10 protein-coding genes are annotated in these 15,809 nt (G+C 67.9%); 9 read left to right on the top strand and 1 reads right to left on the bottom strand.

What is annotated here, in order from left to right; genetic code table 11:
• Window positions 1–113: 113 nt before the first annotated feature.
• The 7 genes from AC5P8U_RS08960 (at window position 114) to AC5P8U_RS08930 (ending at window position 10,473) form a co-directional block, all read left to right on the top strand.
• Window positions 114–872: a SapC family protein gene (locus AC5P8U_RS08960; protein ID WP_494534206.1), complete on the top strand. Its 759-nt coding sequence runs from the start codon at window positions 114–116 to the stop codon at window positions 870–872.
• Between the two features lie 3 nt (window positions 873–875).
• Entirely contained in the window at window positions 876–1,898 is a 1,023-nt protein-coding gene (locus tag AC5P8U_RS08955) for a cupin-like domain-containing protein (RefSeq protein WP_134971000.1), read from the top strand.
• 14 nt (window positions 1,899–1,912) lie between these two features.
• Window positions 1,913–3,442 (top strand): tryptophan halogenase family protein, encoded by a 1,530-nt coding sequence (locus AC5P8U_RS08950; RefSeq protein WP_495214105.1) that lies wholly within the window; start codon window positions 1,913–1,915, stop codon window positions 3,440–3,442.
• A 163-nt stretch (window positions 3,443–3,605) separates the two neighbouring features.
• Window positions 3,606–5,099, top strand: coding sequence for a xylulokinase (xylB, locus tag AC5P8U_RS08945; protein ID WP_353762573.1), 1,494 nt, complete (start codon window positions 3,606–3,608; stop codon window positions 5,097–5,099).
• Window positions 5,100–5,142: 43 nt separating this feature from the next.
• A complete protein-coding gene (xylA, locus tag AC5P8U_RS08940; RefSeq protein WP_072167081.1) occupies window positions 5,143–6,477 on the top strand; it encodes a xylose isomerase in 1,335 nt (444 codons plus the stop codon).
• A 31-nt stretch (window positions 6,478–6,508) separates the two neighbouring features.
• Window positions 6,509–7,918 carry a sugar porter family MFS transporter gene (locus tag AC5P8U_RS08935; protein WP_439426908.1) on the top strand — a complete coding sequence of 470 codons (1,410 nt, stop codon included), beginning with the start codon at window positions 6,509–6,511 and terminating at the stop codon, window positions 7,916–7,918.
• The gene (locus tag AC5P8U_RS08930) at window positions 7,915–10,473 is read left to right on the top strand and encodes a glycoside hydrolase family 3 protein (protein ID WP_495214103.1); all 2,559 of its coding nucleotides are present in this window, start codon (window positions 7,915–7,917) and stop codon (window positions 10,471–10,473) included. Before AC5P8U_RS08935 ends, AC5P8U_RS08930 begins: the two co-directional genes overlap by 4 nt.
• Before the next feature lie 8 nt (window positions 10,474–10,481).
• Here the strand turns inward: AC5P8U_RS08930 and AC5P8U_RS08925 are convergent, their stop codons facing one another.
• On the bottom strand, window positions 10,482–11,540 hold the full coding sequence (locus tag AC5P8U_RS08925; protein ID WP_447897491.1) for a LacI family DNA-binding transcriptional regulator: 1,059 nt from the start codon (window positions 11,538–11,540) through the stop codon (window positions 10,482–10,484).
• 92 nt (window positions 11,541–11,632) lie between these two features.
• Between AC5P8U_RS08925 and AC5P8U_RS08920 the strand changes: the two genes are divergently transcribed.
• Both AC5P8U_RS08920 and AC5P8U_RS08915 read left to right on the top strand, forming a co-directional pair.
• Window positions 11,633–13,807, top strand: coding sequence for an alpha-glucuronidase family glycosyl hydrolase (locus tag AC5P8U_RS08920; protein ID WP_447897492.1), 2,175 nt, complete (start codon window positions 11,633–11,635; stop codon window positions 13,805–13,807).
• On the top strand, window positions 13,804–15,792 hold the full coding sequence (locus AC5P8U_RS08915) for a sialate O-acetylesterase (protein WP_181503427.1): 1,989 nt from the start codon (window positions 13,804–13,806) through the stop codon (window positions 15,790–15,792). Before AC5P8U_RS08920 ends, AC5P8U_RS08915 begins: the two co-directional genes overlap by 4 nt.
• Window positions 15,793–15,809 lie beyond the last annotated feature (17 nt).

Below are 15,809 nucleotides of genomic sequence, written 5' to 3'. Positions count from 1 at the left end.
ATGCGTCCGGCACGGCACCGCTGCCCGCCAGCGGTGCCGTGCCGGGACGGTGTCGCCGCAGCTGTCGCGCCTGCGCTACGCTGCCGGCCAGCCACCCCGCACTGGATACCCTGATGGCCCGCTACGAAATGCTCAACAACATCGCGCATCGGGACCTGAAGGTCGCCACCGGATTCGGGCCGCAGTTCGGCGATGCCGTGGGCATGGTGCCGGCCTATCCCAGCGAGTTCGCAGAACTGCAGCGTGAGTATCCGATCTTCCTGCGCAGGGAAACCGGGACGGAAGCGTGGCAGTCCGTGGCCCTGCTGGGTTTCGAGCAACACGAGAACCTGTTCCTGCAGGACGGGCGCTGGAATGCTTCCTACCTGCCTGGCGCGGCGGCCAAAGGGCCGTTCCTGATCGGCTTCCAGGAGCACCACGTGGATGGCCTGCTCACCCAGGATGCGGTGATGCACGTGGACCTGGACCATCCGCGCGTCACCGACGGGGGCGGCGAGCCGGTGTTCCTGCCGCAGGGCGGCAACACCCCTTACCTGGACCACATCGCCAGCGTGCTGCGCGGCATCCACGAGGGCAGTGCCTTCGCGGCCGGGATGTTCACGATGCTCGACGACTGTGGCCTCATCCAGCCGGTCACGCTCGACGTGCAGATCGCGGCGCACCACCGGGTGAGCGTGAGCGGATTGCACGGCATCGACCGCGAGCGCCTGGCGGCGCTGGACAGTTCGCGCCTGGCTGCGTTGAACCGCGCCGGTTACCTGGAAGGTGCATACCTGATGCTTGCCTCTCTGCATAACATGCGCCGCCTGATCGCCGAGAAGCAGCGCCGTCTCCGCGTCCAGCACGGCACCGCGCAGGCGGCCAGGAACTGACCGGTGCACGCCAGCCTGCCGATGCGGATCCTGGAAGGCATCGATCCTGCCGCCTTGCCACTGGCGGCCCTGGTGGAGGCCGGTGACCCGGTCGTACTGCGCGGCATCGCCACCGATTGGCCACTGGTCCAGGCCGGGCTGGGCGGGGTGCAGGACGCAATGGCGTACCTGTGCAGCGTCGATGCGGGTGCGCCCATCCAGTACTCGTTCGGCGGCGCCGAGATCGGGGGGCGCCCGTTCTACAGCGCGGACTTCACCCGGTTGAACTTCGAAGTACGGCGCGGTGGGCTGGCCCAGGTGCTGGAAGAGATCGCCATGACGCTGCATGCACCGCAACCGCCAACCTACTACGTGGCCTCGCTGCCGATCGCGCGGGCACTGCTACCGGCATTCGCGCAGGCCAACGACGCCGGTCTGGCCAAGCAGGGCATCGACGCCACCGCCAGCATCTGGATCGGCAACCGGGTGACGGCCTCGTGCCATTTCGACACACCCGACAACCTCGCCTGCTGCGCGGTGGGGCAGCGCGAGTTCACCCTGTTCCCGCCCGACCAGATCGACAATCTGTATCCGGGCCCGCTCGATCCCACGCCGGGGGGACAGGTGGTCAGCGTGGTGGACTTCGAACAGCCCGACTTCGATCGGCATCCACGTTTCCGCGAGGCGCTGGCGCACGCGCGCCGCGCGGTGCTTGGGCCCGGCGATGCGATCTTCATCCCCAGCATGTGGTGGCACCATGTACGCAGCCTGGAACCGTTCAACGTGCTGGTGAACTACTGGTGGCGAAGCTCGCCGGCCTGGCTGGGATCCGCGCTGGCGGCGCTGCACCACGCGATGTGGGCCGTGCGTGATCTGCCGGCGCGCGAAAAGCAGGCCTGGGAAGGGCTCTTCCGCTACTACGCATTCGGCCCTGGCGAGCGCGCGGGGCAGCACCTGCCTGACGCCGCGCGCGGGGATCTGGCACCGTTCGACGAGCAGCGCGCCCGCCGCATGCGCGCGATGCTGCTGGGCAGGCTCAACCGTTGAGAGAGGGCGTCGTTTTGGATACCCAGAGCACGCCTTCAGGGCGCATCCGCAAGGTGGTCATTGCCGGTGGCGGTACGGCGGGTTGGCTGGCCGGCTGCGCGCTTGCGCACCAGTTCCGTGACCAGCTGCAGATCACGCTGGTCGAGTCCGAGCAGATCGGCACGGTCGGTGTCGGTGAGTCCACTGTGCCGCCGATCCGCACCTTCCACCGCTTCCTGCAGATCGACGAGCAGGAGTTCCTGCGCGCGGTGGCCGGCACCTTCAAGCTGTCGATCTCGTTCGAGAACTGGCGCCTGCCGGGCGATCGCTTCTTCCATCCGTTCGGCACCATCGGCCATGGCACCTGGGCGGCCCCCTTCCATCACTTCTGGCTGGACAGCCTGCGCCGCGGTATGCCCTCGGACCTGGGCGACTTCTGCCTGGAGAGCATCGCCTCGCGTGGCGACCGCTTTTCGCTGCACACCCAGCCGCAGGCCAGCTATGCGTATCACTTCGATGCCGGTCTGTATGCGAGGTTCCTGCGCGGCAGGGCCGAGGCCCACGGCCTGCGCCGGATCGAAGGCCGGATCGCCCAGGTCAGGCAGCACGCGCACGACGGTTCGGTGCAGGCGCTGGTGCTGGACGACGGCCAGGTGATCGAGGGCGATCTGTTCATCGACTGCACCGGCTTCCGCGGCCTGCTGATCGAGCAGGCACTGTGCACCGGCTACGAGGACTGGCACGAATGGCTGCCGTGCGACCGGGCCGTGGCGGTGCAGACCGAAGCGGTGGCGCCGCCGGCGCCCTATACCCGGGCGATCGCCCACGAGGCGGGGTGGCGCTGGCACATCGCGCTGCAGCACCGCGTTGGCTGCGGGCTGGTGTATGACAGCCGCCATCTGTCCGATGACGAGGCCGCCGCGAAACTGCTGCGCGATGCCGGGGCTCCACCCTTGCGCGATCCATGGAAGGTGCCGTTCCGCAGTGGACGCCGGCTGAAGGCCTGGAACAGGAACGTGGTGTCGCTCGGGCTGGCCAGCGGCTTCATCGAACCGCTGGAGTCGACCAGCATCCATCTGACGATCAGCGCAGTGGTGCGGCTGATCCAGCTGTTCCCGTTCGACGGCATCAGTGCATCGCTGGTGCAGCTGTACAACGATGTCAGCCGCCAGGAAATGGAGCACGTGCGCGACTTCATCATCCTGCACTACCACGCCACGCAGCGCAGCGAACCGATGTGGAAGGCCTGTCGCGAGATGCGCGTGCCCGAGTCGCTGCAGCATCGGCTGCAGGCGTGGCGCGAGCGTGCGCATGCGTGGCAGGACCCCGGCGAGCTGTTCCGCGTCGAATCCTGGACCAGCGTGCTGCTCGGGCAGGGCATCGCGCCCGGTCCTGCGCACCCGCTGGCGCGGGCCGTGAGTGATGTCGATCTGCGCACCTTGTTGAAGGGCATCCAACGGCCTGTGCAGCAGGCCGCCGCGCAGATGCCGGCGCAGGCGGAGTTCATCGCGCAGTACTGCAGGTCCGGCGTGGACGTGTGGCGTTCGACGGCAGCAAGCGCGTAGCAGGGTTTTGCGTTGCAGCACGCTTTTTCCGCTGCGGCTGGTTACAGTGCGGCAACACCGCGGGCGATGACGCGCGCGGTGGCAACGAGGGGGCCGGACACCACGCCCCCTTTTTGAGTCCACGGAATGTTAGCGCTACCTTTTTTGATCGGAGGCGGTTTCGATGGGTCTGGTTGCAGGGATCGATGCAGGGACGCAGAGCCTGAAGGTGCTGGTCTATGACCCGCGGAAGCAGGCGGTGGTGGCCTCGGCCAGCGCGCCGCTCGCGCTGGACAGCGGTGCCGATGGCAGCCGTGAACAGGCGCCGGCCGACTGGGTGTCGGCCCTGCGCGACTGCTTTGCCCGGATCGATCCCTCGCTGCGCGCACGCATCGTTGCGCTGGCGGTATCGGGCCAGCAGCATGGATTCGTGCCAGTTGACGATGCTGGCGAGGTGCTGGCACCGGCCAAGCTGTGGTGCGACACCAGCACCTCGGCCGAATGCATCCAGATCATGGACGCCGTGGGCGGGTTCCAACGAACCATAACGCTGGCGGGCAACCCGATCCTGGCCGGCTACACAGCGTCCAAGCTGCCCTGGACCCGCACCCACCGTGCCGACGCCTATGCGCGGCTGGTGACCATCCTGCTGCCACACGACTACCTGAATTTCGTGTTGACCGGGCAGCGGTTCTGCGAGCTTGGCGACGCGTCCGGAACCGGCTGGCTGGACGTGCGCACGCGCACCTGGTCGCAGGAACTGCTGCGCGCCACCGATCCTGATCGTGATCTTGCTGCCTGCCTGCCGCCGGTCGCTGCGCCCGATGCCCTGTTCGATATCGCGCCGGAGGCTGCGGCCGCGCTCGGGCTTGCAGCGGCGGTGAAGGTGGCCGTTGGTGGCGGCGACAACATGATGGCGGCGATCGGCACCGGCTGCGTCACGGAAGGGCGGCTGGCGATGAGCCTGGGAACCTCCGGAACGCTGTTTGCGTATTCCGGCTCGCCGGTGATCGATCCGGATGGCGCGTGGGCGGCGTTCTGCTCGTCCACGGGGGGCTGGCTGCCGCTGATCTGCACCATGAACTGCACCGTGGCCACCGAACGCGTGGCCAGCGCCTTCGGTTTCAGCAGCCGCGACGGCGACGCGCATCTTCGCGCAACGCCGCCGGGGGCAGGGGGCCTGGTAATGCTGCCGTTCCTCAATGGCGAACGTACCCCTGACCTGCCGCTCGGCAAGGGCGTGCTGGCTGGCCTGGACATCGCCAATTTCACCCCGGCGCATGTGTACCGCGCCGCCATGGAGGGCGCGACCTACAGCCTGAAGTACGGCTACGACGCCTTCGTCCGCGCGGGCATGCAGTTCGATCGCATCGTGCTCACCGGCGGCGGCAGCAACAGCGCTGCCTGGCGTCAGCTGGTGGCCGATGTATTCGGCCTGCCGGTGGAGGTCCCGGTGCAGGCCGAGGGTGCGGCGTTTGGAGCGGCGCTGCAGGCGCTGTGGGCGCTCGCCCGATCGCAGGGCAACGCCACTTCGATCAGCGACATCACCGCACGGCACGTCACCGTCGATCCCGCGCTGTCCGCACGACCGGATCCGGATCGCAGCGATGCCTATGCACGGGCCTACGCACGCTTCCTCAGTCATCTCGATGCCATCACGCCGCTGCAGCGCGGTTGATGGCTCCTCCACGACACCCCGTACAACGACAGGAGCACGCACCATGAGCACGCAGCCCTTCATCGGCGCCAAGGAGTACTTCCCCGGCGTCGGCCGCATTCCGTTCGAGGGCAAGGGCTCGGACAATCCGCTTGCCTTCAAGGTCTACGATGCCAGCCGGGTCATCGGTGGCAAGACCATGCAGGAGCATCTGCGCTTCGCCGTGTGCTACTGGCACACCTTCTGCAATGCCGGGCACGATCCGTTCGGCCCGGGCACCCGGCAGTTCCCGTGGGAGGCCGCCTCGCCACTGGCCACGGCAGAAGCCAAGGTGGACGCGGCGTTCGAGTTCTTCACCAAGCTGGGCGTGCCGTACTGGTGCTTCCACGATATCGACCTGGCGCCGGATGCCGACGACATCGGCCAGTACCAGAAGAACCTCTCGCATATGGTGGGCCTGGCCAAGGCACGCCAGGAGGCCACTGGCGTCAAGCTGCTGTGGGGCACGGCCAACCTGTTCTCGCACCCGCGCTACATGAACGGCGCATCGACCAATCCCGACTTCGCGGTGGTCGCGCGTGCAGCCGTGCAGGTCAAGGCCGCCCTGGAGGCCACGGTCGAACTCGGTGGCGAGCACTATGTGTTCTGGGGCGGGCGCGAAGGCTATGCGTCGCTGGCCAATACCCAGATGAAGCGGGAGATCGAGCATTTCGCGCGCTTCCTGACCATGGCACGCGACTATGGCCGCAGCATCGGGCTGAAGGGCAACTTCCTGATCGAGCCCAAGCCGATGGAGCCGATGAAGCACCAGTACGACTTCGACAGTGCCACGGTGGTGGGCTTCCTGAAGGAACACGGGCTGGACAAGGACTTCAAGCTCAACATCGAGGCCAACCACGCCACGTTGTCGGGCCATACCTTCGAGCACGACCTGCAGGTCGCGTCCGATCATGGCCTGCTCGGCAGCATCGATGCCAACCGCGGCAACGCACAGAACGGTTGGGACACCGACCAGTTCCCCAGCGATCTGTACGACACCGTGGGCGCAATGCTGGTCGTGCTGCGTCAGGGCGGGCTGGAGGGCGGGTTGAACTTCGATGCGAAGGTGCGCCGTGAGTCGACCGACCTGGAGGATCTGTTCATTGCCCATATCGGCGGCATGGATGCGTTCGCACGCGGGCTGGAGGTTGCCCATGCACTGCTGACCGAGTCGCCGTGGGAACAATGGCGTGCGCAACGCTACGCCAGCTTCGATTCCGGCGCCGGCCAGGATTTCGAGCGTGGCACGCTCAGCCTGCCGGACCTGGCGGCACTGGCCGCCCGCCTCGGCGAGCCGCGCCAGGCCAGCGGCAAGCAGGAGCGTTACGAAAACCTGCTCAACCAGTACCTGCTGCGCTGAGCGCGGCAACGGTGCACTCAAGGGGACGGGGATGAACCAGGCAGCAGGCAGCGGTGAGAACACGCGGCTGATCGTACTGATCAGCGTGGTGGCGACGATTGGCGGTTTTCTGTTCGGCTTCGACAGCGGCGTGATCAATGGCACCCAGGATGGCCTGCACCGGGCGTTCCGGTCCGGCGAGTGGATGCAGGGCTTCGAGATCGCGTCGATGCTGCTGGGCTGTGCGGTGGGCGCGTTCAGTGCTGGCCGGCTGGCCGACCGCCTGGGCCGTCGCAACGTGTTGATCCTGTCGGCAGTGATGTTCCTGCTGTCGGCACTCGGTGCCGGGGCGGCGGTCTCCTCGGGTTGGTTCATTGCGGCGCGGGTGGTGGGTGGATTCGCGGTCGGCGCAGCCAGCGTGATCTCGCCGGCCTACATTGCCGAGGTCGCTCCGGCCCGTTACCGCGGTCGCCTGGCAACGGTGCAGCAGATCGCGATCATCACCGGCCTCACTGCCGCCTTCCTGTCCAACTATCTGCTGGCGGCCGCAGCGGGCGCGTCGACCGAACCGCTATGGGGCGGGCAGGCCGCCTGGCGCTGGATGTTCTGGATGCAGGCCGCGCCATCACTGGTGTTCCTGCTGCTGTTGCTGACCATTCCGGAGAGCCCGCGCTACCTGGTGGTGAAACGGCGCAAGGACGACGCCCTGCGGGTGCTGACCCGGCTGCTGGGCAGCGACAAGGCCAGGGCCACGCTCGAGGAGATCGATGCCTCGCTGTCCAACGACCATCATCGCCCGCGCCTGTCCGATCTGAAGAGCCGGGCGACCGGGCGGATCCGCCCGATCGTGTGGGTCGGCATCGGGCTGGCCTGCTTCCAGCAGCTGGTCGGCATCAACGTGGTGTTCTATTACGGCGCGGTGCTGTGGCAGGCAGTCGGCTTTTCCGAGAACGACGCGCTGCTGATCAACGTGCTGTCCGGCGCACTGAGCATCGGTGCCTGCGTGGTCACCGTGCTGCTGATCGACCGGATCGGCCGCAAGCCCTTGCTGTGGTTCGGCTCGGCCGGGATGTCGCTGTCGCTTGCACTGGTGGTGGTGGCGTTTGCCAGCGGTTCGCTGGCTGACGGGCATCTGCAGCTGCCCGGCCGCATGGGCACGCTGGCACTGGTGGCGGCCAATGCCTATGTCGTGTTCTTCAATCTGTCCTGGGGACCGGTGATGTGGGTGATGCTGGGCGAGATGTTCCCGAACCAGATCCGCGGTTCGGCACTGGCGGTCGCCGGCGCGGCGCAGTGGACCTCCAACTTCGTGGTCACGGTGACGTTCCCGATGCTGCTGGCCGCGGCAGGGCTGGCGGCCACCTACGGCATCTACCTGGTGGCTGCCGTGATCTCGGTGATCTTCGTCGTCCGGCATGTGCACGAGACCAAGGGCAAGGAACTGGAGCAGATGGAAGGATGAGCACCATGACATCGCAGGCCTTCGTCATCCGCAGCGGCGTGCTGGTCGCCGCACTGATGCTGGGATTGCTCGGCTGCCGCGGCCAGGACCGGGCTGCCGCCGCCGCAGCCACCGACAAGGATCCCTGGCCGGAGGTCATCTGGCCCCTGGCTGCGGACCCGGCGCTGGAGAAGCGCATCACCGACCTGATGGCCGGAATGACGGTGGAGGAAAAGGTCGGCCAGCTGGTGCAGGGTGACATCGCCAGCGTCACCCCAGATGATGTGCGCCGCTACCGGCTTGGCTCGATCCTGGCCGGTGGCAACTCCGATCCCGGTGGCCGCTATGACGCCTCGCCGGCCGAATGGCTGGCGCTGGCCGACGCCTTCTACGACGCCTCGATGGACACGTCGAAAGGCGGCAAGCCCATTCCGCTGCTGTTCGGCATCGATGCCGTGCACGGGCAGAGCAACATCATTGGCGCCACGTTGTTCCCGCACAACATCGGGCTGGGCGCCACGCGCAATCCGGAGCTGCTGCGGCAGATCGGTGGCATCACCGCGCTGGAGACCCGCGTTACCGGCATGGAGTGGACGTTCGCGCCGACCGTTGCCGTACCCCAGGATGATCGCTGGGGACGCACCTACGAAGGCTACTCCGAATCGCCGGACGTGGTGGCCAGCTATGCCGCCGCCATGGTGGAGGGGCTGCAGGGCAGGGTGGGAACCCCGGAGTTCCTCGATGGCCGCCATGTGATCGCCTCGGTGAAGCATTTCCTCGGCGACGGTGGCACCACTGACGGCAAGGACCAGGGCGACACCCGCATCAGCGAGTCAGATCTGGTGCGCATCCACGCCGCCGGATATCCGCCGGCAATCGCCGCCGGCGCGCAGACCGCGATGGCGTCGTTCAACAGCGTCAACGGTGAAAAGATGCATGGGCACCGGCACTACCTTACCGATGTACTCAAGGGCCGCATGAACTTCGGTGGCTTCGTGGTGGGTGACTGGAATGGTCATGGACAGGTCAAGGGTTGCACCACTACAGACTGCCCGGCCACGATCAACGCGGGCCTGGACATGGCGATGGCCTCGGACAGCTGGAAGGGTTTCTACGAGACGACGCTGGCTGCGGTGAAGGATGGGCGGATCACGCCGCAACGCCTGGACGATGCGGTGCGCCGGATCCTGCGGGTCAAGTTCCGCCTTGGGCTGTTCGAGGCCGGCAGGCCATCCACGCGGGCCGTCGGCGGGCAGTTCGCACTGATCGGCGCGCCGGCACATCGCGCGGTTGCCCGGCAGGCCGTGCGCGAATCGCTGGTCCTGCTGAAGAACCAGAACGGCCTCCTGCCGCTGTCGCCGAAGCAGCGGATCCTCGTCGCCGGCGACGGTGCCGACGATGTCGGCAAGCAGGCCGGCGGCTGGACGCTCAACTGGCAGGGCACCGGCACCACCCGCAAGGACTTCCCCAATGCGGACACGATCTACGAGGGCATCGCGCGCCAGGCCAGGGCGGCAGGGGGTGAAGCCGTGCTTGCCGCCGATGGTCGCTATGCAGTGAAGCCCAACGTGGCGGTGGTGGTGTTTGGCGAGGACCCCTATGCCGAGTTCCAGGGAGACCGGCCGACGCTGGCCTACAAGCCCGGCAACGAAACGGACCTGGCGCTGCTCAAGCGGCTCAAGGCCGATGGCATACCGGTTGTCGCGGTCTTCCTGAGCGGGCGGCCGCTCTGGGTGAACCGGGAAATCAATGCCGCCGATGCCTTCGTGGCTGCGTGGCTGCCGGGTTCGGAAGGCGCCGGGATTGCCGATGTGCTGCTGCGCGGAAGCGATGGACGCGTGCAGCACGATTTCAAGGGCAAGCTCAGTTTCAGCTGGCCGCGCACTGCCACCCAGTACGCCAACAACGTCGGCCAGAAGGACTACGATCCGTTGTTTGCGTCCGGCTACGGCCTGACCTACGCCGATAACGGCGACCTGGCCGCGCTGCCGGAGGCATCGGGCGTGACCGGCAACGAGGGCGCGACCGGCGTGTTCTTTGCGCGCGGCGACGCAGGCCCTGGCATGGCGCTGCGGCTCGAGGATGCTGCTGGCCAGGGCCTGACCGTGACCCGCGTGCCGGACGCATTGCCCGATGATCGGCTGAAGATCACCGGCGTGGATCATCTGGCGCAGGAGGATGGACGACGCCTGGCCTGGTCGGGCAATGGCGAAGCCGTCGCGGCACTGCAGTCGCACACGACGCTGGACCTGCAGCGCGAATCCAACGGCGACCTGATGCTGCTGACCACGCTGCGGGTGGACGCAGCCCCGAAGGGTGAGGCGTGGCTGTCGGTCGGTTGCGGCGTGGGCTGCTCGGCGCGCATCGCCATCGGGCCGGCGCTGGCGGCGCTTCCACAGGGCCAGTGGAAGCGTGTCGGCGTGCCGCTGAAGTGCCTGGCCAAGGCGGGCGCCAAGCTGGACGCGATCGACCGACCGTGGTCGGTGGCGACGGGCGATGCGATGACGATTTCCGTGTCACGCGTCGCGCTGGGCGCGCTTAACGAAGCCGAGGTCACCCTCGGATGCGGAGCATGAGGCCTGCGCTACCGCGCACGGGGCGGCGCGGCGACCGAACCGCGTGCGATCAGCCGATGCGGCATCACATGATCGCGCAGCACCGTTGCGTCCCCTGCCGGACGGCGGATGGTGCGCAGCAGGATGTCGACGGCCGCGTTGGCCATCGAGGCGATGGGCTGGTGGATCGTGGTCAGTTCCGGCCACACGGTGGTGGCGGCCGAGGTGTCATCGAATCCCACGACCGACAGGTCGCGCGGCACTTCCAGCCCGCGCCGGTGCGCGACGGATATGGCGGCAGCGCCCATGTCGTCGTTGCTGGCGAAAATCGCGGTCGGTGGGCGGCGTTGGGACAACAGCTTTTCGGCGGCAGCCAGGCCGGACCGGTAGGTGTAGTCACCGTGCTGGACCAGGCCAGGCTCCACCGCCAGCCCGGCCTCGCGCAGGGCGGTGACGAAGCCGTCGTAGCGGAGCGCACTTGCGCTCAGGTCATGGCGCCCACGGATGAAACCGATGCGGGTGTGTCCCTGCCGGAGCAGGTGATCGGTCATTTCCTTGCCGGCACTGAAATCGTCGATGCGGACGCAGGACAGGGCCTCGCTCAGGCGCCCCGATGCGATGGCCACGACCGGAATGCCTGCCTTGACCAGTTCGTTTACGGCGGCCTGCGATTCGCACAGGGGCGGCGGCAGGATCACCCCGTCGACGCGTCCGGCGAGCGCGCGCGCCGCCTTGCGTTCGGATTCGGCATCCAGCTTGTCCCAGTAGTCGATGACCAGCTGGATGGCGGAACTGGAGGCGACGCGCAGCAGGCCCACCAGCAGTTCGCGCAGGTAGGCGCCGCTGGGGTTGGTGTAGATCAGCGCAATGCGCGTGTGCTGTGCGGCGGCCAGCGAACTGGCGGCAAGATTGGGCGTATAGCCCAGCTCGCGCACGGCGCGCAGCACGCGCTCGCGGGTGACGTCGCGCACCTTGCCCTGGTTGATCACCCGCGACACGGTCATCGGCGAAACGCCGGCAAGGGCCGCAACCTCGTCGATCGTCACGCCTGCGGTTCTGCGGCGAACCGATTTCTTCGGCTTGTCCAATGCACGATCCCTTTGTTCTTGGTGGCGCTGCCGCGCGGGTGCGAAGGACGATGATGCGCCGCCCCGGGCCCGGACGTAGTCTACAAAGGCGCATGTTAACGCCGTTGTTGCGTGCTGTCGGCACGCACCTGTGCGCCGTGCTCGCACTGCTGGCCTGTGCTGGCGGGGCACGGGCGGAGGATGGCTATGCGCTGTGGATGCGCTACCAGCCGGTTGCCGCAACGGTCGCTGCCGATTACCGGCGGCAACTGGCCGAAGTGGTGGCCCCGGATCGCACGCCAATGCAGCGCGCCACCCGCGACGAGCTTGCGCGGAGCCTTTCTGGATTGCTCGGAGCGGCGCCGCCAATGCGAACGGCAATCAGTACTGGCCATGCCCTGGTGCTGGGTACGCCGCAGTCCTCGGCGCTGGTCGCCGCGATCGGCAACGAGGTTGTCACGCTGGGCGACGAGGGCTTCCTGATCCGGCAGGTCCGGACCGAGGGGCGCGATGTGCTGTTGGTGGCGGCACGCCGGGATGTCGGCGTGCTGTATGGCACGTTCCACCTGCTGCGCCTGTTGCAGCGTGGCATGCCGCTGCAGGGGCTGGACGTTCGGGAGTCGCCGCGGGTCACACTGCGTGTGCTCGACCATTGGGACAACCTGGACCGCTACGTCGAGCGTGGCTATGCGGGCAGCTCGCTGTGGGACTGGCAGACGTTGCCGCAATGGCGTGACCCGCGCTACACCGACTACGCCCGTGCCAACGCTTCGCTCGGCATCAACGGCACCGTCCTCAACAACGTCAACGCCAATGCGCTGAGCCTGTCGCCGGCCTATCTGGCCAAGGCCGCCACGCTGGCCGATCTGTTCCGCCCCTATGGCATCCGGGTCTACCTGAGCGCACGCTTCAGTGCGCCCATCGAGCTCGGCGGCCTGGCGACGGCTGACCCGTTGGATCCCGGCGTGCGGCGCTGGTGGCGCGACAAGGTCGATGAGATCCATGCGCACATTCCGGATTTCGGCGGCTTCCTGGTCAAGGCGAACTCGGAGGGGCAACCCGGCCCGCAGGATTACGGTCGTTCCCATGCTGACGGCGCCAACCTGCTGGCCGACGCGCTGGCGCCCTACAACGGCGTGGTGATGTGGCGGGCCTTCGTGTATTCGCACGAGGTCCCCGAAGATCGCGCCAAGCAGGCGTACAGCGAGTTTGTCGGGCTGGACGGCGCCTTCCGGCCCAACGTGATCGTGCAGGTGAAGAACGGCCCCATCGACTTCCAGCCGCGCGAGCCGTTCCATCCGCTGTTCGGCGCGATGCCACGCACGCCGCTGATGATGGAACTGCAGATCACCAAGGAATATCTGGGTTTTGCGACGCACTTGGTCTACCTGGGAACGCTCTACGAGGAAGTGCTGCAGGCCGACACGCATGCCCGCGGCGAAGGCTCCACCGTTGCCCGCGTGGTCGATGGTTCGCTGGAGGGCCACGCACTGACCGGTATCGCCGGCGTCGCCAACATCGGCATGGACCGTACCTGGAGTGGCTCGCACTTCGACCAGGCCAACTGGTACGCCTTCGGCAGACTGGCATGGAACCCGCAGCAATCCGCGCGCGCGATTGCCGAAGATTGGGCAGCGCTGACCTTCTCGCCCGACCCGCAGGTGACCGGCCCGATCGTGCGGATGATGATGGACTCGCGCGAGGCGGCAGTGGATTACATGACGCCGCTGGGCCTGCATCACCTCATGGCACGCGGCCATCACTACGGCCCCGGCCCCTGGGTGGACGGCGGCCCGCGTGCGGACTGGACGTCGGTCTACTACCACCGAGCCGATAGCAAGGGCATCGGCTTTGACCGCAGCGCCAGCGGAAGCAACGCCGTGGGCCAGTACGCCCCGCAGGTCGCCGAGGTCTATGGCGACCCCGAGCGGGTGCCCGAGTCGCTGCTGCTGTGGTTCCATCATGTGCCGTGGGACCGCCGCATGCGCTCGGGCAGGACGCTCTGGGAGGAACTGGTCGGGCGCTATTCGCGCGGCGTGCGCCAGGTGCAGTCGATGCAGGCGACCTGGGCCGGCCTGCGCGACCGGATCGATCCGCAGCGGCATCGGCACGTCGCGGCGTTCCTGCAGATCCAGCACGACGAAGCACAATGGTGGCGTGACGCCAGCGTGGCGTACTTCCAGTCACTCAGCGGACGGCCGCTGCCCGTCGGCGAACGGCCACCGCCGCAGCCATTGTCGTACTACCAGGCGTTGCAGTTTCCGTTCGCACCGGGGGATGGCCGATGAGCAGGTTCGGAGCGGTTGGTCATGCGCTGATGCTGGTGGCCATGGCCGGGTTTGCGGTGCCGGCTGCGGCGCGGGAAGTGAAGGGATTGCTGCATCCGCTGTTCAGCGATCACGCCGTCCTGCAGCGTGACCGGCCCATTGCGGTCTGGGGGCACGCAAGCCCCGGGCAGCCGGTTTCCGTGACGTTTGCCGGGCAGGCGGTAAGCACCCGGACGGACGCCGCAGGCGGCTGGCAGGCGACGCTGCCCCCGGTGGCCGCGGGCGGTCCGTACACGCTGGAGGTAAACGCTGGGACACGTCGGGAGATGGCGCGCGACGTGCTGGTCGGCGACGTGTGGCTGTGCTCGGGCCAGTCGAACATGGAGCTGCCGGTGTGGCGCTCGCTCAACGCAGCCAGCGAGATCGCCGCAGCCACGATGCCACGGATCCGGCTGTTCACCGTGCCGCAGCACGCCGCCGTGCAGGCACAGGAGAGCTTCAACGGCAGCACTGCCTGGACATCGGCAACGCCTGATACGGTGCGCGATTTCTCCGCCACCTGCTTCTACTTCGCGCGCGAACTGCAGCGCACCGTCGACGTGCCGATGGGGCTGATCGAGGCGGCGTGGGGCGGCTCTCGGATCGAGGCCTGGACCAGCGTGGGTGCACTGCGAGAGCAGGGTGGCCTGGACGAGCCCCTCGATATCCTCGCGCGGTCTGCGCGTGATCCGCTGGAGGCACGCGCAGCCTGGGGCCGCTACTGGCAGCACTGGTGGGCCACACGCGAGGGCACGCCGCCCGGCGACGCCCCATGGCGCGCGGATGCCGATGACCGAGGATGGCCGCGCGCACCGGCCACACTGGGCGCATGGGAGCGTTGGAACGAGCCCGCGCTTGCCGACTACAACGGCATGGTCTGGTATCGCACGCAGGTGATGCTGAGCGCTGAACAGGCTGCACGCGGCGCGACCCTGGAGCTGGCATCGGCCGACGAGGTGGACGTGACCTGGGTGAACGGGGTCGCCGTCGGCAGCCAGTACGGCGCCGGCAAGAGGCGCTACCCGTTGCCACGTGGCCTGCTGAAGGCAGGATCCAACAGCATTGCGGTCAACGTGCTGGACACCTACGGCGAAGGCGGCCTGGCCGGCCCCGCCACGGCATACGGCCTGCAGTTCGACAACGGTGAGCGGGTGGCACTGCAGGGTCCGTGGAAGTACCGGGTCGCGCCGGGCCAACAGGCGCCGCCATTTGCCCCCTGGCAGGCCGCCACCGGGCTGTCGACGCTGTACAACGGAATGATCGCACCGCTCGGCGCTTTCGGGCTGCGCGGCATGCTGTGGTACCAGGGTGAATCGAACACCGGTGATGGCGCGGCGTACGCGGCGCGGTTGCGTGCGCTGCGCGACGATTGGCGGCGTCAGTTCGGTGCGCGCACGCCACTGCTGCTCGTGCAGCTGGCCAGCTATGGCCAGCCACCGGTTGCGCCCGCCGACAGCGGTTGGGCGCAGGTGCGCGAGTCGCAGCGGCGCGTCGCCGCCGAGGATGCGCAGAGCGGGCTCGCCATCGCCATCGACATCGGAGATGCCTACGACATCCACCCACCGAACAAGCAGGAGCTCGGGCGCCGCCTGGCGCGCGTGGCCCGCCAGGTGGTGTACGGCGAGAAGGGTCTGGCACCGTCAGGGCCGCGGGCGGTCACCGCCGTGCGGACGCCCACGGCCGTCGCCATTGCGTTCGAGGATGTCGAAGGCGCGCTCACCGCGACCGGCGCACTGCGTCCGATCGGCTTTGAACTGTGCGAGGCCAGGGGCCATGCGCACCACTGCGAGTACGCCGAAGCCGAACTGGATGCGCGCCGGATCCTGCTGCGCGGCCCGCGGTCGACGCACGCAACGCACGTCCGCTACTGCTGGGCCGATGGCCCGGTGTGCACGCTGCGCGATCGCAGCGGGGCGCCGGCCGGCCCGTTCGAACTCCCCATTGCCGAAGCCGAGGCCCGACGATGATGACGTTGTCCACGCAG

The sequence above is a fragment of the Stenotrophomonas sp. YJH_SMC_81 genome (assembly GCF_059370875.1).
This window is presented reverse-complemented; position numbering and strand designations above follow the sequence as displayed.